The organism is Rhodococcus sp. NPDC060086 (assembly GCF_042730275.1).
Classification (GTDB): domain Bacteria; phylum Actinomycetota; class Actinomycetes; order Mycobacteriales; family Mycobacteriaceae; genus Rhodococcus.
On record NZ_JBHWWZ010000022.1, the window covers coordinates 24,710 to 46,344 of the forward strand.

General features: G+C 65.7%; 18 protein-coding genes. 9 read left to right on the top strand and 9 right to left on the bottom strand.

Annotated features, from left to right (window positions below; translation table 11 throughout):
* Positions 1 to 35 precede the first annotated feature (35 nt).
* From ptsP to ACFWB0_RS14355, 3 genes are all read left to right on the top strand, one after another.
* Positions 36 to 1,703: a phosphoenolpyruvate--protein phosphotransferase gene (gene ptsP, locus ACFWB0_RS14345; RefSeq protein WP_378491114.1), complete on the top strand. Its 1,668-nt coding sequence runs from the start codon at positions 36 to 38 to the stop codon at positions 1,701 to 1,703.
* A 71-nt stretch (positions 1,704 to 1,774) separates the two neighbouring features.
* Positions 1,775 to 3,064 (top strand): uracil-xanthine permease family protein, encoded by a 1,290-nt coding sequence (locus ACFWB0_RS14350; RefSeq protein ID WP_378491115.1) that lies wholly within the window; start codon positions 1,775 to 1,777, stop codon positions 3,062 to 3,064.
* A gap of 105 nt (positions 3,065 to 3,169) precedes the next feature.
* A complete protein-coding gene (locus ACFWB0_RS14355) occupies positions 3,170 to 4,312 on the top strand; it encodes an acyl-CoA dehydrogenase family protein (RefSeq protein WP_378491116.1) in 1,143 nt (380 codons plus the stop codon).
* Positions 4,313 to 4,434: 122 nt separating this feature from the next.
* On the opposite strand, the gene lexA is transcribed toward ACFWB0_RS14355, so the two are convergent.
* Positions 4,435 to 5,145, bottom strand: a complete 711-nt coding sequence (lexA, locus tag ACFWB0_RS14360) for a transcriptional repressor LexA (RefSeq protein WP_378491117.1) — start codon at positions 5,143 to 5,145, stop codon at positions 4,435 to 4,437.
* A 206-nt stretch (positions 5,146 to 5,351) separates the two neighbouring features.
* Here lexA and ACFWB0_RS14365 point away from each other — a divergent pair, with 206 nt between their 5' ends.
* Together ACFWB0_RS14365 and nrdR are read left to right on the top strand one after the other, a co-directional pair.
* Positions 5,352 to 5,693: a hypothetical protein gene (locus ACFWB0_RS14365; protein WP_378491118.1), complete on the top strand. Its 342-nt coding sequence runs from the start codon at positions 5,352 to 5,354 to the stop codon at positions 5,691 to 5,693.
* A 190-nt stretch (positions 5,694 to 5,883) separates the two neighbouring features.
* Complete coding sequence (nrdR, locus tag ACFWB0_RS14370; RefSeq protein ID WP_378491119.1) at positions 5,884 to 6,360, top strand: transcriptional regulator NrdR; 477 nt, start codon at positions 5,884 to 5,886, stop codon at positions 6,358 to 6,360.
* A gap of 56 nt (positions 6,361 to 6,416) precedes the next feature.
* On the opposite strand, the gene hrpA is transcribed toward nrdR, so the two are convergent.
* Positions 6,417 to 10,310, bottom strand: coding sequence for an ATP-dependent RNA helicase HrpA (gene hrpA, locus ACFWB0_RS14375; protein ID WP_378491120.1), 3,894 nt, complete (start codon positions 10,308 to 10,310; stop codon positions 6,417 to 6,419).
* 250 nt (positions 10,311 to 10,560) lie between these two features.
* Here hrpA and ACFWB0_RS14380 point away from each other — a divergent pair, with 250 nt between their 5' ends.
* A complete protein-coding gene (locus tag ACFWB0_RS14380) occupies positions 10,561 to 11,754 on the top strand; it encodes an aspartate aminotransferase family protein (RefSeq protein WP_378491166.1) in 1,194 nt (397 codons plus the stop codon).
* A gap of 24 nt (positions 11,755 to 11,778) precedes the next feature.
* Here the strand turns inward: ACFWB0_RS14380 and ACFWB0_RS14385 are convergent, their stop codons facing one another.
* On the bottom strand, positions 11,779 to 12,042 hold the full coding sequence (locus ACFWB0_RS14385) for a hypothetical protein (protein ID WP_378491121.1): 264 nt from the start codon (positions 12,040 to 12,042) through the stop codon (positions 11,779 to 11,781).
* Between the two features lie 56 nt (positions 12,043 to 12,098).
* Between ACFWB0_RS14385 and ACFWB0_RS14390 the strand changes: the two genes are divergently transcribed.
* Positions 12,099 to 12,824 (top strand): hypothetical protein, encoded by a 726-nt coding sequence (locus ACFWB0_RS14390; RefSeq protein ID WP_378491122.1) that lies wholly within the window; start codon positions 12,099 to 12,101, stop codon positions 12,822 to 12,824.
* A gap of 63 nt (positions 12,825 to 12,887) precedes the next feature.
* Here ACFWB0_RS14390 and ACFWB0_RS14395 read toward each other — a convergent pair whose 3' ends face one another.
* Positions 12,888 to 13,427: a carboxymuconolactone decarboxylase family protein gene (locus tag ACFWB0_RS14395; RefSeq protein ID WP_378491123.1), complete on the bottom strand. Its 540-nt coding sequence runs from the start codon at positions 13,425 to 13,427 to the stop codon at positions 12,888 to 12,890.
* The gene (locus ACFWB0_RS14400; RefSeq protein ID WP_378491124.1) at positions 13,424 to 14,014 is read right to left on the bottom strand and encodes a peroxiredoxin; all 591 of its coding nucleotides are present in this window, start codon (positions 14,012 to 14,014) and stop codon (positions 13,424 to 13,426) included. Before ACFWB0_RS14400 ends, ACFWB0_RS14395 begins: the two co-directional genes overlap by 4 nt.
* A gap of 176 nt (positions 14,015 to 14,190) precedes the next feature.
* Between ACFWB0_RS14400 and ACFWB0_RS14405 the strand changes: the two genes are divergently transcribed.
* The gene (locus ACFWB0_RS14405) at positions 14,191 to 15,120 is read left to right on the top strand and encodes a LysR substrate-binding domain-containing protein (protein ID WP_378491125.1); all 930 of its coding nucleotides are present in this window, start codon (positions 14,191 to 14,193) and stop codon (positions 15,118 to 15,120) included.
* On the opposite strand, the gene ACFWB0_RS14410 is transcribed toward ACFWB0_RS14405, so the two are convergent.
* The 4 genes from ACFWB0_RS14410 to ACFWB0_RS14425 form a co-directional block, all read right to left on the bottom strand.
* Entirely contained in the window at positions 15,121 to 15,894 is a 774-nt protein-coding gene (locus tag ACFWB0_RS14410) for a LysR family substrate-binding domain-containing protein (protein WP_378491126.1), read from the bottom strand.
* A gap of 30 nt (positions 15,895 to 15,924) precedes the next feature.
* The gene (locus ACFWB0_RS14415) at positions 15,925 to 18,429 is read right to left on the bottom strand and encodes a DEAD/DEAH box helicase (protein WP_378491127.1); all 2,505 of its coding nucleotides are present in this window, start codon (positions 18,427 to 18,429) and stop codon (positions 15,925 to 15,927) included.
* A 31-nt stretch (positions 18,430 to 18,460) separates the two neighbouring features.
* On the bottom strand, positions 18,461 to 19,498 hold the full coding sequence (locus ACFWB0_RS14420) for an alpha/beta fold hydrolase (protein WP_378491128.1): 1,038 nt from the start codon (positions 19,496 to 19,498) through the stop codon (positions 18,461 to 18,463).
* Between the two features lie 239 nt (positions 19,499 to 19,737).
* Complete coding sequence (locus ACFWB0_RS14425) at positions 19,738 to 20,682, bottom strand: proteasome assembly chaperone family protein (protein WP_378491129.1); 945 nt, start codon at positions 20,680 to 20,682, stop codon at positions 19,738 to 19,740.
* Positions 20,683 to 20,969: 287 nt separating this feature from the next.
* Here ACFWB0_RS14425 and ACFWB0_RS14430 point away from each other — a divergent pair, with 287 nt between their 5' ends.
* Positions 20,970 to 21,572 (top strand): DUF5642 family protein, encoded by a 603-nt coding sequence (locus tag ACFWB0_RS14430; protein ID WP_378491130.1) that lies wholly within the window; start codon positions 20,970 to 20,972, stop codon positions 21,570 to 21,572.
* Positions 21,573 to 21,635: the final 63 nt, after the last annotated feature.

Below are 21,635 nucleotides of genomic sequence, written 5' to 3' on the forward strand. Positions count from 1 at the left end.
TCTGGATCACAGTTGCCCGGTGGTGAGGAGAAGGAATGATGAACGAGGCTCCAGTTCTGCAGGGAACGCCGGTGGTGCCCGGGGTCGGGTATGGGCCGGTCATCCGTCCGGCGCCGCGTCCGCAGATCGCTCCGTCGACACAGATCGTTCCGGATACCGCGCGCGAAGCGGAGTGCGCTCGGTTCGAGACCGCTGCTGCCGTGGTGGCGGACCGATTGAGGGCACGAGCCATGCATGCATCGGGGGCTGCCGCGGAAGTGCTGCAGGCCAACGCGGTACTCGCAGAGGACCGCGCGTGGCGCGCGGCCGCCGACGCACTGATCCGGTCCGGATCCGATGCACCGGCCGCCGCCGCCGGCGCAACGGGACAGTTCGTCACGCTCTTCGAGAAGATCGGTGGACTGCAGGCGGAGCGGGTCACCGATCTGCTCGATATCCGCGACCGTGTTCTTGCCGAACTGAACGGCGACCCCGAACCGGGTATCGAACTACCCGACGTTCCCTCGATTCTTCTGGCCGATGACCTCGCACCCGCAGACACGGCCGCTCTCGACCCCACCCGCATCGTCGGAATTGTCACGACGCTCGGCGGACCGACCAGCCACACCGCTATCATCGCGCGCCAACTCGGCATCCCATGCATCGTCGCCGCAGCGGGACTCGACGGGATCGATCCCGGAACCGCCGTGCTGGTCGACGGCGCAACCGGACGTATCGTCGTCGCACCCGACCGCGACGAAGCCGACGCGGCCGTGGCGCGGGATCACGCCGACCGTGCCCGCATGGACGCGTGGACCGGCCCCGGAGCAACATCCGACGGACAGCCGATCGCGATCCTCGCGAACATCCAGGACGGTTCGGGTGCACGCGCCGCCCGCTCGACCCAGGCCGAAGGTATCGGCCTGTTCCGCACCGAATTGTGCTTCCTCGATCGCGACGCAGAACCGACGGTCGACGAGCAGACCGACATCTACGCGGAGGTCTTCGACGCCTATCAGGGCCGGAAGGTGGTGCTCCGGACCCTCGATGCGGGGTCCGACAAACCGCTGCGGTTCGCCGACCATCCGGATGAACACAACCCCGCCCTGGGTATGCGCGGTATCCGCATTGCTGCAGCTGCACCCGGAATTCTCGAAAGACAACTCGATGCCGTCGCCGCGGCCGCGGCGCGCACCGGTGCGACACCGTGGGTGATGGCACCGATGATTGCCACGGTGGCGGAGGCCGCGGCGTTCGCCGAGCAGGTCCGAGCCAGGAACCTGGTGCCCGGAGTGATGATCGAAGTGCCCTCCGCGGCGCTGCTCGCAGACAGGATGCTCGCTCACGTCGACTTCCTGTCGATCGGAACGAACGACCTCGCGCAGTACACAATGGCGGCAGACCGAATGTCGCCGCAATTGGCGGCGCTGACCGATGCCTGGCAGCCGGCAGTCCTGACCCTGGTCGCACGCACATCGGAAGCGGGCGCGGCCGCGGGAAAGCCGGTGGGAGTGTGCGGAGAAGCCGCGGCCGATCCACTGCTCGCCTGCGTTCTCGCCGGAATGGGTGTGACATCACTGTCCTGTGCAGCATCGGCCGTCGCCGCCGTCGGTGCGCGACTGTCGTCGGTCACCGTGCAGCAGTGCCAGGAGGCCGCACATGCAGTCCTGGCGGTCGATGATCCCGTGGCGGCGCGTGCTGCGGCAACGAGCATCCTCGGCTGACGAGGGACAGCGCACGGCGCCGACTTCTCCGCCGATGCTGCCTGCAGCATCGGCGGTCTACGATTCCCGTCGTGAGTGAACGCGTGCGGCCGCAGAGCCGCAACAAGGTATTCGGTTGGGAACTGCACGGCGACGGGAAGCAGATCAACGCCGGTGCGGTCGTCGCTCCCGACGAGCGACTGTCGTGGCCGCGCACTGTCGGCATCGGGATGCAACACGTGATCGCCATGTTCGGCGCCACGTTGCTGGTGCCCACCATCACCGGATTCCCGGTGACCACCACGTTGCTGTTCTCGGGCATCGGCACCGTGCTGTTCCTGCTCATCACCCGAGGGCGCGTACCGAGCTATCTCGGATCCTCGTTCGCGTTCATCGCGCCCCTGTCGGCTTCTGCCGGGAGCGGTCCTGCCGCGCAGCTCGGCGGCATCGTCGCGGCCGGCGTCGTGCTCGCCGTCATCGGTCTGATCGTCAAGGCACTCGGATCGCGCGTGATCGACGCCGTGATGCCTCCGGTCGTCACGGGTGCGGTGGTCGCGCTGATCGGACTCAATCTCGCACCGACCGCAGCCGGATCGTTCGAGGCGCAACCGCTGATCGGTGCCGTGACCCTCTTCTCGATCCTCGTGGTCACGGTGCTGGGACGCGGTCTTCTCGGCAGGCTCGGCATTCTCGTGGGCGTGGTCGTCGGATGGGTCTTCGCATGGGTCACCGGGGGGCTTGCGCCCGATCGGGTCGACGCACTGAAAGCCGCGGCGTGGTTCGGCCTGCCGGAGCTGCGCGCGCCGACCTTCGAACTGTCTGTCGTGTTACTGGCGCTGCCCGTGGTCATCGTCCTGGTCGCCGAGAACGTAGGCCACGTCAAGGCGGTGGCCGCGATGACGGGCCGCAACCTCGACGATGTCGCGGGCGATGCACTGTTCGCCGACGGGCTCGCCACCACACTCGCGGGTTGCGGCGGCGGATCCGGTACCACCACGTACGCCGAGAACATCGGGGTGATGGCGGCGACCCGCGTGTACTCGACGGCTGCGTACTGGGTCGCGGCGCTGACCGCAGTGGTCCTGGCGTTCTCCCCGAAGTTCGGAGCACTCGTGTTCACGGTGCCCGACGGTGTCCTCGGTGGGGCCACGCTCGTCCTCTACGGGTTGATCGGTCTCCTGGGCGTGCGGATCTGGATGGACGCGAAGATCGACTTCACCGATCCGGTGAACCTCACCGTCGTTGCGGCCGCGCTCGTCGCAGGTATCGGGGATCTGACGCTGTCGATCGGATCGATCGAGCTCGGCGGAATCGCATGGGGCTCGACGGGAATCCTCGTCGCCTACCCGCTGCTGCGTCGTTTGGCCGATCTGCGCCGCTGAGATGGCGGTTGTCCCGGTCACAAAATCTGCTCGCTCCTGTCAGCGTCACCGTGCATTCGTGTGCATACCGTGAATGTGTCCACGTCATCACTGGCAGGAGCACAGATGGAACGCACCCTTTTCGAGCCCGAACACGACCTTTTCCGTGAGTCGTACCGGAAGTTCCTCGAACAGGAGGTGGCCCCATTCCATGAGCAGTGGGAGAAGGACAAGATCGTCGACCGCGAAGTGTGGAAGAAGGCCGGCGCGCAGGGCTTTCTCGGCATGGCGGTACCCGAGGAGTTCGGGGGCGGAGGTGTCGACGACTTCCGCTACAACGTGGTCCTGACGGAGGAGACCACCCGCGGTGGATACAGCGGCGTCGGTTTCATGCTGCACAACGATGTGGTGGCGCCGTACCTGCTCAACCTCTCGAACGAGGAGCAGAAGAAGCGGTGGCTCCCCGGATTCTGCACCGGCGAGATCATCACTGCCATCGCGATGACCGAGCCCGGCACCGGCAGCGACCTCCAAAGCATCAAGACCCGCGCGGTGCGCGACGGTGACGACTGGATCCTCAACGGATCCAAGACGTTCATCACCAACGGGATCAACGCCGACCTGGTGATCGTTGTCGCCTGTACCGACCCGGAGAAGGGCGCGCAGGGCTTCTCCCTGCTCGTCGTCGAGCGCGGAATGCCGGGCTTCGAGCGCGGCCGCAATCTCGACAAGATCGGGCTCGATGCGCAGGACACTGCCGAGCTCAACTTCACCGATGTGCGCGTCCCGGCCACCAACCTGCTCGGCGAGGAAGGTCTCGGCTTCATCTATCTGATGCAGAACTTGCCTCAGGAGCGGCTCTCGATCGCTGTGGTCGCGGCCGCCGCGATGGAGCGGGTACTCGAGGACACGATCCAGTACTGCCGTGATCGCAAGGCGTTCGGAAAGCCGATCGGGAAGTTCCAGAACAGCCGATTCGAGCTCGCTGAGCTGTCCACGGAGACCCTGCTCGCTCGGGTGTTCGTGGACAAGTGCATCGAACTGCTCAATGCCGGTGCCCTCACCGTTCAGGAGGCTGCGATGGCCAAGTACTGGACCACGGACAAGCAGGTCGAGCTCATCGATCGCTGTCTCCAGCTGCACGGCGGCTACGGCTACATGCGTGAGTACCCGATTGCGAAGGCGTACCTCGATTCTCGGGTCCAGAAGATCTACGGCGGTACGAACGAGATCATGAAGGAGGTCATCGGCCGCGGTCTGAATATCTGATCGCTGCGCTGCTGATTGCCGACGCGCCCATTGCACGAGGCCGGTGTGGCTCCACTGAGATGGAGCCACACCGGCCTCTGCGTGTCGGGGACGTGTATGTGTGGCCGATATGGTGTGCGAGGTCAGAGCTTGCGGATGACCGTGACAACCTTGCCGAGCACGACGGCGTCGTTACCCGGGATCGGCTCGAACATCGGGTTGTGCGGCATGAGCCAGATGTCGTTCTTCACCCGCTTGAACGTCTTGACCGTCGCCTCGCCGTCGAGCATGGCTGCGACGATATCGCCGCTCTCGGCCACGTTCTGCTGACGGACCACGACCCAGTCGCCGTCGCAGATCGCTGCGTTGATCATCGATTCGCCGACGACCTTCAGTAGGAACAGCGACCCCTGGCCCACGACCTCACGAGGAAGAGGGAAGACGGCTTCGATCGACTCCTCGGCGAGGATCGGTCCGCCCGCCGCGATTCGCCCCACCACGGGAACGAGTGCGGCCGACGGGATGTCGTCGGAGGAGAGAGCCGGAATTACCTCGCCGTCGCCGTCGGGCGCGACTCGAGGGTCGTCGAATCCGCGTACGTCGACCGCGCGGGGGCGGTTGGGGTCGCGGCGCAGCATGCCTTTGCGCTCGAGAGTGCGGAGTTGGTGTGCGACCGAGGACGTGCTGTTGAGGCCCACAGCGTCTCCGATTTCGCGGATGCTGGGCGGGTAGCCCCGCTCGGCGACCGAGTTGCGAATCACCTCGAGGACGCGGCGTTGACGCTCGGTGAGCGCGGTGCCGTCGGTGCCGGACGGCTTCTTCGGCCGGCTGGTCGCGGAGTTGGCGTCCGTCATGTCGTGACCTCCGTGCGTCGAGTTTCTGATGTGTTGTGTGTGATCTATCGAATCTAACCGGATCCGAGCCTTATATCAAACATCTGTTCGAGATTCTTTCGAACAAACCGGCGACAGGGTTGCGGTGGTCATGGTAGAAATTTCGAACAGGCATTCGTTCGAATGCGTGGGCGAAGCTACTGACCCCGACTGCCACGGAGGATCCGATGGGCACAGTACTGTTGACGGAATTCCGGATTGCCGCTCCGACCGGAACCATTGCGGTTCCGCTGGCCGAAGCGTCACCGTGGGTGGCGCACGGTGATCAGTACCCGGGCGGGTACGGGAGATCCTGCGCTCGCCCGCCAGGTATCCGCATCGGGCTCGGGCGTCCACTGCTGCAGGTTCTCGCAACGGTGTTGTTCACGGCGGTCGCGGTCACTGCGATCCTGTGCATTGCGCACCTTCGCGCGAGCGAGGTTGCAGCGGACTCCGCCCGCTCGATACCGGCTGCCACCGACGCACCGTCTCCGGCCTGGACGAGGGGTGCGGCCACCGGTGGGAGATGACGGTGCCGTGTCGACCAACCCGGACTTCAGGAGTGCAGCACACGTGCGGGTATTGTCTGAATCTGTCAGTCACACCACCCCGTGTGGTCGCGTCGGGACGACCTCGCCCCCGGGCGAGATCGATTCTTCGAACACGGCATCGTTTCGTCGGCGACGTCGCGGCCACTACGGCAGCGACGAAGGAATCGACATGTATTGCCCGTATTGCCGGCACCCCGACTCCAGGGTCGTCGACTCGCGTGAAGCCGACGAGGGCGCCGCGATTCGCCGCCGTCGGGCATGTCCGGAGTGCGGTCGCCGATTCACCACGGTCGAGGCCGCCGTGCTGTCCGTCGTCAAGCGCAGCGGCGTCACCGAGCCCTTCAGTCGCGAGAAGGTCGTGCGCGGTGTCGCGCGAGCCTGCCAAGGACGCCATGTCGACAACGACGCCCTGAACAAGCTTGCGCAACAGGTGGAAGACGCGGTGCGGGCCAAGGGTGCACCGGAGATTCCCAGTCATGAGGTGGGGCTTGCGATCCTCGGACCGCTGCGCGACCTCGACGAGGTCGCCTACCTCCGCTTCGCCTCGGTGTACCGTTCGTTCAGCTCCGCTGAGGATTTCGAACGTGAGATCACTGAGCTGCGCGAACATCAACGGACCCGCGATGTGTCCGCCGACGCGGACTGATCAGGCCACGCCCGAGACAGGCCGGTGTCAGCGGCCGGGGGTGTCAGCGCCGGGCGTCAGCGGACCGAATCGATGGCCTTGAGTACGCGCTTCTCCGACACCGGAGCGCGCGTGCCCATTCCCTGCGCGAACAAGCTCACGCGTAGTTCCTCGATCATCCAGTAGATGTCCACCACGTCGCGTGTGGCTCGGCGTTCTTCGGTCAACCGCGCGAGCAGTTTGTCGTAGGCCGCGTATACCCGATCGAGCACATCCATCGCCTGGGCATCGCGATTTGCGCTTGCAGGCAGCGCTTCGAGGCGCTGAGCTGCAGCAGCGAGGTAACGCGGAAGGTCGGCCAGACGACGAGTGCCCAGGTCGGTGACGAACCCGGCGAAGAGCAACGAAGACAGCTGCTCTCGTACGTCGTCCGCGGCTTCGCCGCGAACAGAATCCAGGAGCACGCCCACCTGATGGGCTCTGCTCAACACCGGCACCACAGACTTCAGCAGATGCGCGACTCTCCCGGGGAGTTCGCTGCGCACGACCCTGACGAGCGCGTCGAATTCGTCAGGAGTGCGAACCTGCTTGCCGTGCGCAGCGATCATCTCGTCGACCGCGCACGCCCGGCAGTCCTCGACGAGAGCGTCGAACGAACCGTCCGGGTTGCGGCCGAGCGCCAGTCGCTCCGGATTCGTCAAACCGGAGGTCGCGACCTTCGCCTTGGTGGGCGCAGCGGCAAGAAGGAGCGCGCGCAACCCTGTTCGGGTGGCGGCACGTTGCGCCTGCGGCGTGCTCAAAACCCGTACCGCGACCCCCTCGCCCTCGGGCACCAGGGCGGGATAGCCGGTCACCTGCTGGCCACCGACATCGCGTGTGACGGTCTGGGGGAGAGTGCCGAGGGTGTCGGCGGTCCACACCACTGCCGGCGCGCGTTCGGTACCCGCCGCAGCGCGCGCGACCTCGGCGTCGACTCGCGTCGACAATTGCTTCCGCAGCGCGGCGAGGCTCTTGCTGCGTCCCAGGACCTTGTCGTTCTCGTCGACCGCCGCGAACGTCATCTTCAGGTGGTCGGGCAGTGCCGACGGTGCGAAGTCGCCCGGTTCGATCCTGCAGTTGCCCAACCGCGACAACTCGCGGGCGAGCGCGTTGACGAGAGGTTCGCTGCGCGCGGTCACCGAGGCGAGGGCGGCCTTCGCGAAATCGGGTGCCGGAACCACCTGACGTCGAATCTGTTTCGGCAGGCCCTTGATCATGGCGGTGACGAGTTCGTGCCGCAGTCCCGGGACCAGCCAGTCGAATCCGACGGGCCGGACTCCCGCGAGCAGCGCCAAGGGGATCCTTGCGGTGACCCCGTCGTCCTCGGTGCCGGGCTCGAACTGGTAGGTCAGCGGGAACTGCAGTTCGCCCTGACGCCATGCGTCGGGATAGTCGCCTTCCAGAACCGTGGCCGCGTCCTGGTTGACCACCGTCTCGGGTGTGAAGGTCAGCAGATTCGGCTGCTGCTGCCGGGTCTTCTTCCACCAGGTATCGAAATGCTTCGCCGAGACGACTTCTGGGCCGACACGCCGGTCGTAGAACTCGAACAGAGTCTCGTCGCCGACGACCAGGTCGCGCCGCCGCGCGCGATGCTCGAGCTCTTCGACGTCGTTGAGCAACGCCCGGTTCTCGTGGAAGAACTTGTGGCGGGTCTGCCACTCGCCGAGCACGAGTGCGTGCCGGATGAACAGCTCGCGCGAGACTTCGGGCTCGATCCGTCCGTACTGCACCCGGCGCTGCGCGACGAGTGGGATGCCGTAGAGCGTGACGCGTTCGTACGCCATCGCCGCTTGCTGCTTCGTCGACCAGTGAGGTTCCGAATAGGTCCGCTTGACCAGGTGCGGAGCCAGCTTCTCCGCCCATTCGGGTTCGATCCGTGCGGCCATCCGGCCCCACAGCCGCGACGTCTCGACCAGTTCACCCGCCATCACCCACCGCGGCGGCTTCTTGAACAGGGACGAGCCGGGGAAGATCGCGAAGTGCGCCCCGCGTGCCCCGAGGAAATCGCGCTTGTCGCCCTCGCGGAGCCCGACATGCGACAGCAGACCGGCGAGCAGCGACTGGTGGATCGCGTCGTCGCCGACCTCCTGGTGCGCGGTCTCCCAGCCGAGGCTCAGCGTGATCTGACGAAGCTGCCCTTGTAGATCCTGCCACTCCCGGATGCGCATCCAGTGCAGGAACTCGGTGCGGCACAACTTGCGGAACTGGTTGGACGACAACTCTTTCCGCTGGTCCTTGAGGTATTCCCACAGGCGCAGGAAGGCGAGGAAATCCGATCCATCGACGTTGAACCGGGAGTGTTTCTCGTCGGCCGCCTGTTGGTGCTCGGTGGGACGTTCGCGTACATCCTGGATCGACAGAGCCGACACGATGATCAGGACCTCGCGCAGACACCCGTTGCGATGCCCTTCGACGATCATGCGCGCCATGCGTGGATCGACAGGCAGCCGTGCGAGTTCCCGGCCGGTACCGGTCAAACGGGGGGTCTCGTCCTTGCCTGTGGGTTCGATCGCACCGAGTTCGTGGAGCAGTGCGATACCGTCGCGGATCGCGCGCGGGTCCGGCGGCTCGACGAACGGGAACGCCGCGATATCACCGAGACCGAGCGCTGTCATCTGCAGCACGACCGAAGCGAGGTTGGTGCGCAGGATCTCTGGCTCGGTGAACTCGGGGCGCGACTCGAAGTCGTCCTCCGAATACAGGCGGATACAGATGCCGTCGGCGACACGACCACAACGACCGGAGCGCTGTCGAGCAGAGGCCTGCGAGATCTCCTCGATGGGCAGTCTCTGCACTTTCGTCCGTACCGAGTACCGCGAGATGCGGGCCGTACCAGGATCGACGACGTACCGGATACCGGGCACGGTGAGCGAAGTTTCGGCGACGTTCGTCGACAGCACGACTCGTCGCCCGGTGTGGGAGGTGAAGACGCGGTGTTGCTCGGCGGCCGACAATCGGCCGTAGAGGGGGAGGATTTCGGTATTGCGTAGCTTGCGATCGCGTAGTGCATCGGCGGTGTCGCGGATCTCGCGCTCGCCCGACAGGAACACGAGGATGTCGCCGTCGCCGGCCGACTGCAGCTCTTCGACCGCCTCGCACACGGCATCGACGGGATCGCGGTCGACGAGTTCGTCGCCCCTCTCGACGGTCAGCGGTCGATACCGTACCTCCACCGGATAGGTGCGCCCGGAGACCTCGACGATCGGGGCAGATCTGCCGTCGGCGTCGGCGAAGTGCTGCGCGAACCGTTCGGGGTCGATCGTCGCCGAGGTGATGATCACCTTGAGGTCGGGTCTGAGGGGGAGTAGCTGCGCGAGGTACCCGAGAAGGAAGTCGATGTTGAGGCTGCGTTCGTGTGCCTCGTCGATGATCAGGGTGTCGTAGCGTCGCAGCATCCGGTCGCGCTGGATCTCGGCGAGGAGAATGCCGTCGGTCATCAGCTTGACCAAGGTGTGGTCGGACACCTGGTCGGTGAAGCGCACCGTGTAGCCGACGGTGTCGCCGAGTTCGGAATCGAGTTCTTCGGACAGTCGCTCGGCCACTGCACGCGCCGCGATGCGGCGGGGCTGTGTGTGCCCGATGAGACCGCGCACTCCGCGCCCGAGTTCGAGGCAGATCTTCGGGATCTGAGTGGTCTTGCCGGACCCGGTCTCACCGGCGACCACGACGACCTGGTGGTCGCGGATGGCGGCCGCGATGTCGTCCTTGCGCTGGGAGACCGGTAGGTCTTCCGGGTAGCGGATGGCGGGGACGGACTCGGCACGTCGCGCGAGGCGACCGCGCGCGGTGTCGATGTCGCCGGCGATCTTGGTGAGCGCGTCGTCGCCGCGGGCTCGATCGATGCGCCGACGGAACCGATGCTCGTCGCTGAGCGACACCTCGGTCAGGGCTTCGCGAAGGTCGCGACGGCTCGGGGCAGGAGAGATGGACATGCTGGTGATACAGCTTAGCGAGTGTCGATGCCGTGCGGCGACACAGGCGCCGTCGACGTGTGGGCGCTCGCGCGATCGAACCGGCTTGCCGAGCGCGCGATTCGCAGCCGCGGAAAGCCGGCAGGCGCGGGCGAAGGTGCACCCGGGCGGGTAGGGGCCCCGCGTTCGATACGAACCCATACGATGGCGGAGAACCGAGAGCCGTGGACAGGAGCTGACTGTGGGTGCGTTGTGGCACGGATTCGCCGATATGGGTGCGGTCGAACGGGACGGGGCCTTCGTCGTGGCCCGTGGAGAGGGCGCATACATCTGGGATGATGCCGGTACCCGCTATCTCGACGCGACGGCAGGCCTGTGGTTCGCCAACGTCGGACACGGTCGTACGGAGATCGGTGAGGCCGTTGCTGCGCAGCTCTCGAAGGTCGCGCACTTCTCGAACTTCGGTGATTTCGCTGCCGAGCCCACGATCGCCCTCGCCGAGAGGCTCTCGGCCATCGCGCCGATCGTCGGCAGCAAGATCTTCTTCACCTCGGGTGGATCCGACTCGATCGACACCGCAGCGAAGCTCGCTCGCCGCTACTGGCAGGAGAGTGGACGGTCGAGCAAGACGCTGATCGTCAGCCGGGAGAAGGCCTACCACGGTATGCACGTCGGCGGTACGTCGATGGCGGGGATCCCCGTCAACGCAGAGGGCTACGGCCCACTGTGGACCGACACCGCCACCGTGCCCTGGGACGACGCGAAAGCTCTGCTCGAGCTCATCGAGAAGGTCGGGGCCGACAACATCGCTGCGTTCTTCTGTGAACCGATCCTCGGCGCCGGGGGCGTGTACCTGCCGCCGAACGGCTATCTCACGGAGATCCGCGACATCTGCCGCGACCACGACATCCTGTTCGTCGTCGACGAGGTCGTGACCGGGTTCGGCCGGATCGGCGGTTCGTGGTTCGCGTCGACGAAGTTCGATCTGCAGCCGGACATCGTGACCGCAGCAAAGGGTCTGACCTCGGGATATCTGCCGATGGGAGCGGTGTTCGTGGCGCCACGCGTCGCCGAGCCGTTCTTCGCCGGTGGCGTCTGGTGGCGTCACGGCTACACCTACGGCGGTCATGCGGCGGCAGCCGCGGCCGCGCATGCCAATCTCGACATCCTCGAACGCGAGAACCTGCTCGACGAGTCGGCGCGCCTCGAGAAGACGCTCCACGAGAAGCTCGCCCCGCTCGCGGATCATCCACGGGTTGCGGAGGTCCGTAGCGGTATCGGTGCGGTGGCGGCTGTGCAGCTCGTCGATCCAGGGGAGGCCATGGGCTTCGTCAAAACCCTGCGGGAGCACGGCATCTCAGGCCGCGCTGCCGGTCAGGGCGCGATGCAGATCTCACCGTCGTTCGTGATGACGGACGACCAGGTGCAGGCTCTCGCCGACGGCTTCGCTGCCGCCCTGGGCTGACGTCCTCGGGGCAGACCGAATCGCTCAGGCCCCGGACCGGATCCGCCGTAGCAGACGGCGGATCCGGGTCTGCGCGCTCATTCGAACCGCGGTGAGGGGTACTTCTCCGGTGCCGTCCTGCGCTGCGACCGCTCGTGCGTACCGTTCGTGCAGTACCGAGCGGATTTCGTCGGGGCTGTAGTCGCGGCGCTTGCGCTCGTTGCGCAGCGTGATCGCACCGGTCGCCGCCACACCGACGACGCCGGCGAGTCCGAGCAGCTTCCACATCGTGCTGGTACGAGGGGCCATGCACTGACCCTAGCTGGCTATAGGTCTTGTCAACCGTTCGTGACAGTGTTGTGCTCATGCAACACGGAGGCGCCATCCCACCTGCTCCGACGCCGTCACGAGTCACCCTCGGCGAGGCGGTGGATCTCACACGGACGGGGGACATCTGGATCTTCCGCGGGACGAGCGGAGCGGACAGGGCGATCCAGACCCTGACCAATGCCCCTGTCAACCACGTCGGGATGTCGCTGGCGTTCGCGGATCTACCTCCGCTGATGTGGCATGCGGAGCTGGGACGCAGCCTGCCGGACATGTGGACCGGCAGGCATCAGCGCGGTGTGCAGCTGCACGACCTGCGCAGCGCAGTGCAGGTGTGGGGTGCTCGCTACGGACAACGCGGGTGGCTTCGTCAACTCTCGGTCCCCGTCACCGCGGAACAGGAAGATCAGCTGCTGCGCACCATCGCTCGTCTGGACGGAACGCCGTTCCCGTCCACGGCGAAGCTCACCGGACGCTGGTTTGCCGGTCGGCTCCCGCGCCTGAAACGACGTGAGTCCGGCCTCGAAAGTGCGTATTGCGCAGAGGTCGTCGGGTTGACGATGGAGGCGATGGGTCTGCTCGAACAGCGACGTCGCGGGAGCAGTTGGTACGACCCGGGGCGTTTCTGGAGTGGCGACAGATTGCCATTGGCGCCCGGCATTGCACTCGGTGGTGAGATCGAAGTGGTTCTCGAAGCGAGTGACATCGCGGCGGGTGAGGCGCTCGGCGGGAAGCCGACGACCGCGAGCACTTGGCCGACATGAGGAAAGGGACCCCTCCGAGGAGAGGTCCCTTTCTCGGTGATGCAGTAGATCAGGCGCCGGAGATCAGGCGTTGGTGCCGGCGAGAACCTCGCCGGCAGTGATCGCCTGGGCTACGCCCTGGAGGGTCGCGGCGACCTTGACGGCCTCCCAGACCTGCTCCTTGGTGAGGCCTTCCTTGCGAACGACGTTGTCGTGCGCGGCGGTGCAGTCGTGGCAGCCGTTGATCGTGGACACTGCCAGCGACCACAGCTCGAAGTCGGCCTTCTCGACGCCGGGGCTGCCGATGATGTTCATCCGCAGGCCCATACGGACCTGTGCGTACTCGTCACCGAGGAAGCTCTTGGCCCGGTAGGCGACATTGTTCATGCCCATGATCGACGCTGCGCCGAGTGCGGCGTTGTACGCCTCCGCCGACAGGACGTCAGCGGCTTCCTCGGAGATCTCCTTGAGCACGGTCGCCGACCTGGTGGCGGCCGCGGCGGCGAGGAACGTGCCCCACAGCTGCTGCTCGTTGAGCTCGGTCGAGCGAGCGAGCGAGCTCAGGTTGAGCTTGAGATCCTTCGCGTACTCGGGGAGGGCGTTCTTCAGGTTGTCGACACTCACTGCAGCGCCGCCTTGACGAGCTCACCCGCGTTGAGGGTCGGGTCGTTCTTCTTCCAGTTGCATGCGCACAGCTCGTCGGACTGCAGAGCGTCGAGGACGCGGAGGACCTCGTCGACGTTGCGGCCCACGGAACCGGCGGTGACGGAGACGAACTGGATCTCGTTGTTCGGGTCGATGATGAAGGTGGCGCGATCGGCGACGCCGTCGGCGTTCAGGACACCGGTTGCCGAGACGAGCTCACGGTTGAGGTCCGACAGCATCGGGAAGGGGAGAGTCTTGAGCTCTTCGTGCTGGGCACGCCACTGGAAGTGCACGAACTCGTTGTCGACGGACGCGCCGAGGACCTGCGTGTCGCGGTCTGCGAACTCCTCGTTCAGCTTGCCGAATGCAGCGATCTCGGTGGGGCAGATGAAGGTGAAGTCCTTCGGCCAGAAGAAGACGACCTTCCACTTACCTGCATAGTCGTCGCTGGTGATGGTGGTGAAGTAGTCGTCGGGCTGTGCAGCGTCGACCTGCGACAGGTCGCCGCCGATGAGGGCCTTCAGGTTGAAAGCGGGGAACTGATCGCCGATGGTCAGCAATGCCATTTTCGGTCCTCTCGTGGGTGTCTCGTGAACAAGCGAGTCGATCGCGCACGCCACGCACGTTGACGTGGGGCTGTGCGTTACCGGACGATCCTTGCGGTCCGTTCTCCGGTATGAGATTCATCCTGCCGGAAAATTTTCAAAAGGTAAAGGTGATTACTCGCACTATACTGATAGGCGTGTCCGATCAGACTTATCACCCGACCCTGTCACAGCTGCGTGCGTTCGTGGCGGTCGCCACGTACAAGCACTTCGGAACGGCCGCAGCACGATTGAGTGTGAGCCAACCCACACTGTCGCAGGGGCTTGCGTCGCTCGAGAACGGGCTCGGCGTGCAATTGATCGAGAGGAGTACCCGCCGTGTGCTCGTCACCCCGGCCGGCGCGCGACTCCTCGCCCAGGCCAAAGCGATCCTCGACGCCACAGACGGGTTCGTCGCCGCCGCAGCCGGCGTCTCCGACGGATTCTCGGGCCCGCTGAAAATCGGTCTGATCCCCACCGTAGCGCCCTACTTCCTTCCCGGCCTGCTCCCCGAACTACGCACGCGCATGCCGAATCTCGCCGTGCACGTAATCGAAGACCAGACGGCCCGACTTCTCGGTGCGCTCCGTTCCGGCACCCTCGACGTCGCCGTACTCGCCCTGCCGTCCGACGTCGCAGGTGTCGTGGAGATCCCGCTCTACACCGAAGATTTCATCCTCGTCGTCCCCATGGATCATCGTCTCGCAGGCAAACGAGATCTACCACTGACGCTCCTCGACGAACTCCCGCTCCTGCTCCTCGACGAAGGCCACTGCCTCCGCGACCAGACCCTGGACCTGTGCCGATCGGTGGACGCCCGACCCGATGCGGGCGACACACGCGCAACCTCGCTGGCCACCGTCGTGCGATGCGTCGCAGGTGGTCTCGGCGTCACACTCGTACCCGCGTCGGCAGTGCCGGTGGAAACGGCCGGTGGCGACCTGGCCGTGGCACACTTCGCTGCACCGGAGCCGGGGCGCACCATCGGGCTGGTCTTCCGGGCTTCGAGTGCACGCGCCGACGACTACCGCGCGCTGGCGGACGTGTTGCGGTCACAGGCACCGCCGCAATCCAGAACGATCAGCTGATCAGCCGCGTCCGCGGCGGGAACGCCCGGAGTGTTTCCCGCGGCTGGTCGTTGCCCGACGCGACTTCGGTTTTTTGTCGCCGACGACCTTCTTCGGTTGCGAACCCTGACGCTCGCCCCGACGTTTGCCCGTGGAGCTCGATGAAGCCTCGGTTCCGGTGTGATCCTGCCTGCCACGGGAACTGTTCGCAGTCCGGCCTCGCACGATGCCGACGAACTCGTCGACATGATCGGTGGTGTGGTCGGTGAGCCATACGAGGCCCACCTGCGACTGCGGAGCATCGATGACCGGCCGATACGTCAGATCCTTGCGATGATGCAGACGGGCGAGTGAGTGCGGAGTCACGAGCACCCCCACCTCGGACGCGACATGCGAGATCGCGTCCTCTGTGGTCGCGGGCCGTTCGAACGCGCCCTCGCCGGGCAGACTCACCCAATCGAGCACATCATCGAGGGGGTGCAACACGGTCTCGTCCGCGAGGTCCGCCACCGACACCTCGTCGACCACCGCAATCGCATGTTCCTTCGGTACGACCACCACCGAGGCCTCCGTGTAGAGGGTGATCACCGACAGCCCGTCACGCTCGAGTGGCAACCTCAACAGCGCGATATCTGCCCTGCCGTCCCTCACACACTCGGCTCCCGAGGCCGAATCCACCGGAACCAGCTCGATCGGTACGCCCGGATGCCGTTCCTTCCACACCCGAACCCACTTGGCCGGGGTTACGCCGGGGACGTAGGACAGGCGAAACGCCGCAGCGGACTCATCGTTCACCGGAACCAGGGTACCGGTCCTGTCCGGAGCTCAGCCCTCGACGATCTCGAACTCGTCGAAGACGACCTCCCCGGCCGCATCCGACTCGGCGAGGTTGACCTCCCCGAGCAGCGCCCAACCGTGATCGCCCGCGGGATCTGCAAGGGTCTGACGCACCCGCCACACGTCCGAGTCCATCTCGGCCGAGAACAACAGCGGGCCTCGTGCATCGGGCCCGGTACCGATCTCGTCGTACTCGTCGAAGTAGAGCTCCAGCAGATCCGACCAGTCCTCCGCGTCGAGCCCGTCACCGAGTTCGGCGAGGTCGTTCCAGCGTCGACGTGACGCGAGTTCGACACGTTTGAACATCGCGTTGCGCACCATCACCCGGAACGCGCGGATGTTCGCAGAGAGCGGTCGCGGTGTATCGGCGCCGAAGGCGATCTGCTGATCGTCGGCTTCGGCACCCGGGTTGGTGAGCGACTCCCACTCGTCGAGCAGAGACGAGTCGACCTGTCGGATCAGCTCGCCGAGCCACTCCGTGATGTCCTCGAGTTCCTCAGTACGCGCGGCGTCCGGAACTGTTTGACGCAGCGCCCGGTACGCATCGGCGAGATACCGCAGCACCAGGCCTTCCGATCGCGCCAGTCCGTAGTGGCTCACCTGCTCGGCGAACGTCATCGCACGCTCGATCATGTCGCGCACGACGGACTTCGGCGCCAGCGGGAACTCGGACACCCACGGGTGCCCGCCACGGTAGGTCTCGAATGCGGGCTCGAGAAGCTCCACGAGCGGCTTGGGCCAGGTGACCTCTTCGAGCAGTTCCATCCGCTCGTCGTACTCGATACCGTCGGCTTTCATCTCGGCGACCGCTTCGCCACGCGCCGCGTGCTGCTGCGCCATGAGGATCTGACGAGGATTGTCGAGGGTCGATTCGATCACCGACACCACGTCCAGCGCGTACGTGGTCGACTCCACGTCGAGCAGCTCGATCGCGGCCAACGCGAACGGGGACAGAGGCTGATTCAGAGCGAAGTCACGCTGCAGATCGACGGTCAGACGTGCCATACGTCCGTCCTCGTCGGGTTCGTCGAGCTGCTGCACGATCCCCGCCTGCAGCAGACCGCGGTACAGCGAAATCGCCTTGAGGATGTGCTTGCGCTGTGCGGGCCGCTGTTCGTGATTGTCCTCGAGAAGGTGACGCATCGCGTCGAAGCAATTCCCGGGCCGCGCAATGACGTTGAGAAGCATCGAATTGCTCACAGCGAAACGGGACTGCAGCGACTCCGGCGACGCGACGATGAGCTTGTCGAAAGTGGCCTGCCCCCAGGAGACAAATCCTTCAGGAGCCTTCTTGCGTTGGACCTTGCGTCGCTTCTTGGGATCCTCACCGGCCTTGGCGAGTGCGCGGATGTTCTCGATCTCGTGCTCCGGTGCCTGCACGACGACGCTTCCCATCGTGTCGTAGCCTGCGCGCCCCGCCCGCCCTGCGATCTGGTGGAACTCACGCGCCTTGAGCTGCCGCGTGCGGGTGCCGTCGTACTTGGTCAGCCCCGTGAGCAACACCGTGCGGATCGGCACGTTGATACCCACACCGAGCGTGTCCGTGCCGCAGATGACCTTGAGAAGCCCTTCCTGCGCGAGCTTCTCGATCAGGCGCCGGTACTTGGGCAGCATGCCGGCGTGGTGGACGCCGATTCCGTGCCGGACCAGTCGCGAGAGAGTCTTGCCGAATCCGGTCGTGAACCGGAAGCCGCCCAGAGCGTCGGCGATGGCCGCCTTCTCCTCCTTGGAACACATGTTGACACTCGTGAGGGCCTGCGCCCGCTCGAGCGCCGCGGCCTGCGTGAAGTGGACGACGTAGACCGGGGCCTGATGGGTGGTGACGAGTTCTTCGATGGCCTCGCCGATCGGAACCTGCGAGTACGAGAACGTCAGGGGAACGGGTCGTTCCGAGCCTGATACCTCGACGGTGGGCCGGCCGGTTCGCCGCGTGAGATCGTTCTTCAGGAAGGTGACGTCGCCGAGTGTCGCCGACATGAGCAGGAACTGCGCGTGGGGAAGTTCGACGATCGGCACCTGCCACGCCCAGCCGCGTTCGGGCTCCGAATAGAAATGGAATTCGTCCATCACGACCTGACCGATATCGGAGTCCGCGCCCTCGCGCAACGCCAGGTTCGCAACGATCTCGGCTGTCGCGCAGATGATCGGAGCCCCCGCATTGACGGAGGCGTCACCGGTCATCATTCCGACCTGGTCGGCTCCGAACACGTCGCACAGCGCGAAGAACTTCTCACTCACGAGCGCCTTGATCGGTGCGGTGTAGAAGGTACGTCTTCCGGTGGCCAGCGCGTGGAAATGGGCGCCGAGGGCGACCATCGACTTACCCGAACCGGTCGGCGTCGCAAGAACCACGTTGGCGCCGGAGACGAGCTCCATCAACGCCTCCTCCTGCGCCGGGTAGAGCGTGATGCCCCGGTCCGTCGTCCAGGAGGTGAACGCGTCGAACAGAGCGTCGTCGTCGACAGTGTCGGGTATCAGATCCGGAAGCAGCACCGCTCCAGGCTAGTCGGAACAGCGGCCGGCCCTACGTCGCGCTGCGTTCGTCCGATCCCATCGCGCCCAGGACCGCCGTGCGTGTGGCCGGGCCGCCGGTGATCCGGGATTCGCTCACACCGGTGAGCAGCAGCTGACGCCACCGCTCCTCGTCGAACCTCAGCGGCGTGGTGGAGTCGAGGAAATCCTCGACCACCCGCAGGAAACGGATCGGGTCGTCCCGGAACGGGAAGTGCCCCGACCCGTGGAAGACCTCGAGTCGAGACCCGGGCATGGCCGAATGTGCGAGGTGCGCGTGCCCGACCGGGATCACACTGTCCTGATCGCCCCAGATCAATTGGACCGGGACGTCTTCGGTGAGATAGCAACGATCGAGCATCGTCACCACCTGACCACGCCAGTCGACGACCGCCCGCAGGGTGCGCAGGTAGGCCTCGTATGCGGTCGGGTCGGGAAGGCCGGCGAGGATCCGGACGAGATCGCTCGTATCCTGGAGCAACGTCCCAGGTCGGAGCGGCGAGCCGTGGAGGTGGCCGAGAACGGTGCCCGCGAGCTTCACCACAGGTACCGCCCCGGGCAGCCTGAGGAGCTTGAGCACGTCGCTCACCCCGGGGAGGGACGCCAGCCGCAGGGCCGGATGGACATCCTTGGTGACACCACCGGAAGACACGAGCACGAGTCGCTCGACCATCGCAGGGAACTGATAGCCGAACTGCATCGCCACCCCGCCACCGAGTGAGTGGCCGATGACAGTGGCCCGCTCGACACCGAGTACCGACAGCAGGTCGCGCACCCCGTTCGCGTAGGCGGCGACGGAATAGTCGGCGCGAGGCTTGTCGGAACGGCCGTGGCCGAGCAGGTCGGGGGCGATGACGGTGTACTTCTTCGCGAGGTGCGGAATGATCTCGGCCCAGGTGGACGAGTTGTCGCCGATGCCGTGGATCAACACCAGCACCGGACCGCTGCCCGCAAGACGGAAGGCGCGCCGGTATCCGTGGATGGTCCGGAACACCATCCGAGGTTCGGCGTCGGGAACCGGACGCAACGTGCGCGCTCGCGATGTAGCCATCAGTCTCTCCTGCCGTGTCCACGGGCTGCAGTCGACCTGTCGGTGTTCTCGGGTCGGTGTTCTCCGGTCGGGGTCTCCGATCGAGCTCGGGAGGTGATCGTCGCTGGTTCACCCTTGCATGCCGGGCGAGCATACTTCCTGTATGTGAGGTCGGCAACAACGATCGTCGCCGGTATGTAATGCACCCGTGGCCTTACCGAGCCGTACCTGATCGGCCGAACAGAGCCGGACCCCGGTCGTCAGGATTCGGGATCCGTGCCGCCGTCGTCCCGGCGCTCGTATTCGGCGAGGAATCGTTCGAACTCGGCTCCGAGCTCGTCTCCACTGGGCAGGCTTTCATCGGTCGGCAGAGGAGTGGACTGCTGTTCCTGCGCCGCTACGTAACTGTCGTACTGCCGTTCGAGCGCGTTGACGACGGACAGCACTTCCTCGTTACCCTCGATGTGCTCGTCGACCTGCTCGCGGACACGTGCGGCAGCCTCGCCGAGCGCCTCGAGCGGAAGATCGAGATTCCCGACCTCGGCGACATTGATCAGCAACGACTCGGAGGCCGCCGGGTAGTCGGTCTGCGCGAGGTAGTGCGGGACGTGGACCGAGAACCCGACGGCTTCGTGTCCGTGCTGCGCCATCCGGAACTCGAGCAACGACGACGCGCCTGCCGGGACCTGAAGTTGCCCGGACCAGCGGTGATGATCCGAAATCAGATCTTTGTTGGTCGAATGTGCCGTGACTCCCAACGGGCGGGTGTGCGGAATCGCCATCGGGATCGAGTTCAGGCCGATCGTGCGCCGGACCCCGAATTGCTCCGCCAGCAGGCGTACCGCCGTGATGAAACGCTCCCACCTCAGGTCGGGTTCTGTTCCGGCGAGCAGCAGGAACGGGGTACCCGCGTTGTCGACGAGCGCGTACAGATTCAGCTCGGGCGCGGCGTACTCCGAGAAGTGATCCGACTCGAACGTCATCATCGGCCGACGAGAGCGGTAGTCGACCAGTTCGTCCACTGCGAAGGACGCCACGACCTCCGTCTCCAGTTGCTCTCGCAGATGTGTGGTGGCCAGACGCACGGCATGCCCTGCATCGGAGAACCCTTCCAGCCCGTGCACGAGCACAGGGCCCTGCCCGTCGGCCGCTGTCAGTCGAGGAGCGGGAAACTCCAGCTCGTACATCCGGGACTGCTCGTCCATATCCGAACCACTCCGATCACGTCGTCGTAGCCTTCTGCCCGGTGGCGTACCGGCGTGGCATGGTGGTGTTCGAGTCTAATTGAACCGAAAACAGCGCTCGACGGGGTGTTCCGCCCCGGTGGCCGAGAACAGCGGAGGTTCGGGTGGCCGTGTATCCAGCTCGTCGGCAACACCATCGACACGTCGGCCGTGCGGTCATCTGCGCGGCACTGATCGTTACTGCGTCCGGGTGCTCGACCACGGTCGAAGGCACCGCGATGCCCGAATTCACATCGAGGACCGTTCCGGTGACAGGGGTATCCGATCCCACTCTCGACCGGCCATTGCCCACCGCGCTTCTGCTACCTCCCGCTCTGTTTCCCGCCTCCTACCCGGCAGTGATACTGCCCCCGTCGGCAGTCGCACAGGCCGCTCCCGATCTGGCCGGGATTCCGGTCGGAGCGAAGGTCGAACCGCCCGGATGCCTCCCGCTCCCGCAGAACTACGGCCCCGAGGGGACCGCGATGGCCGTCGGGACATCCGTCGACGGCAGGGCCACCATCAGCGTCGAAGTCGTCGTCCCGGCGCCGGAACTTGCCGAGCTGAAGAATCACCTCGGAGAGTGCGGCGAGGTCGACGCCACCCATAGGGGAGTGACCTCCACCGTCACCACCGTCGCCGCACCGGAACCGCTCCCGCCGATGGGCGGCGTACGTACCGTGGCCTACACCCGCACAGTCACATCCGGTCAACCGGGCCACGAGCTGACCCAGTCCATGGAATCCCGCGGTGCCCAACTCGGAGACGCCAGGATCCTGGTGACCTACATGACCTTCGACGACAGCGGGATCGACCGGGACGCGCTCGACATCGCATTCCACGACGCCGTGGTGTACGCGTTCGGGGGCTGATTCCGGCTTCCACGACCCTGTTCGAGGCCGAGACGGCGTTCCATAACGCGTGACTCCGACACG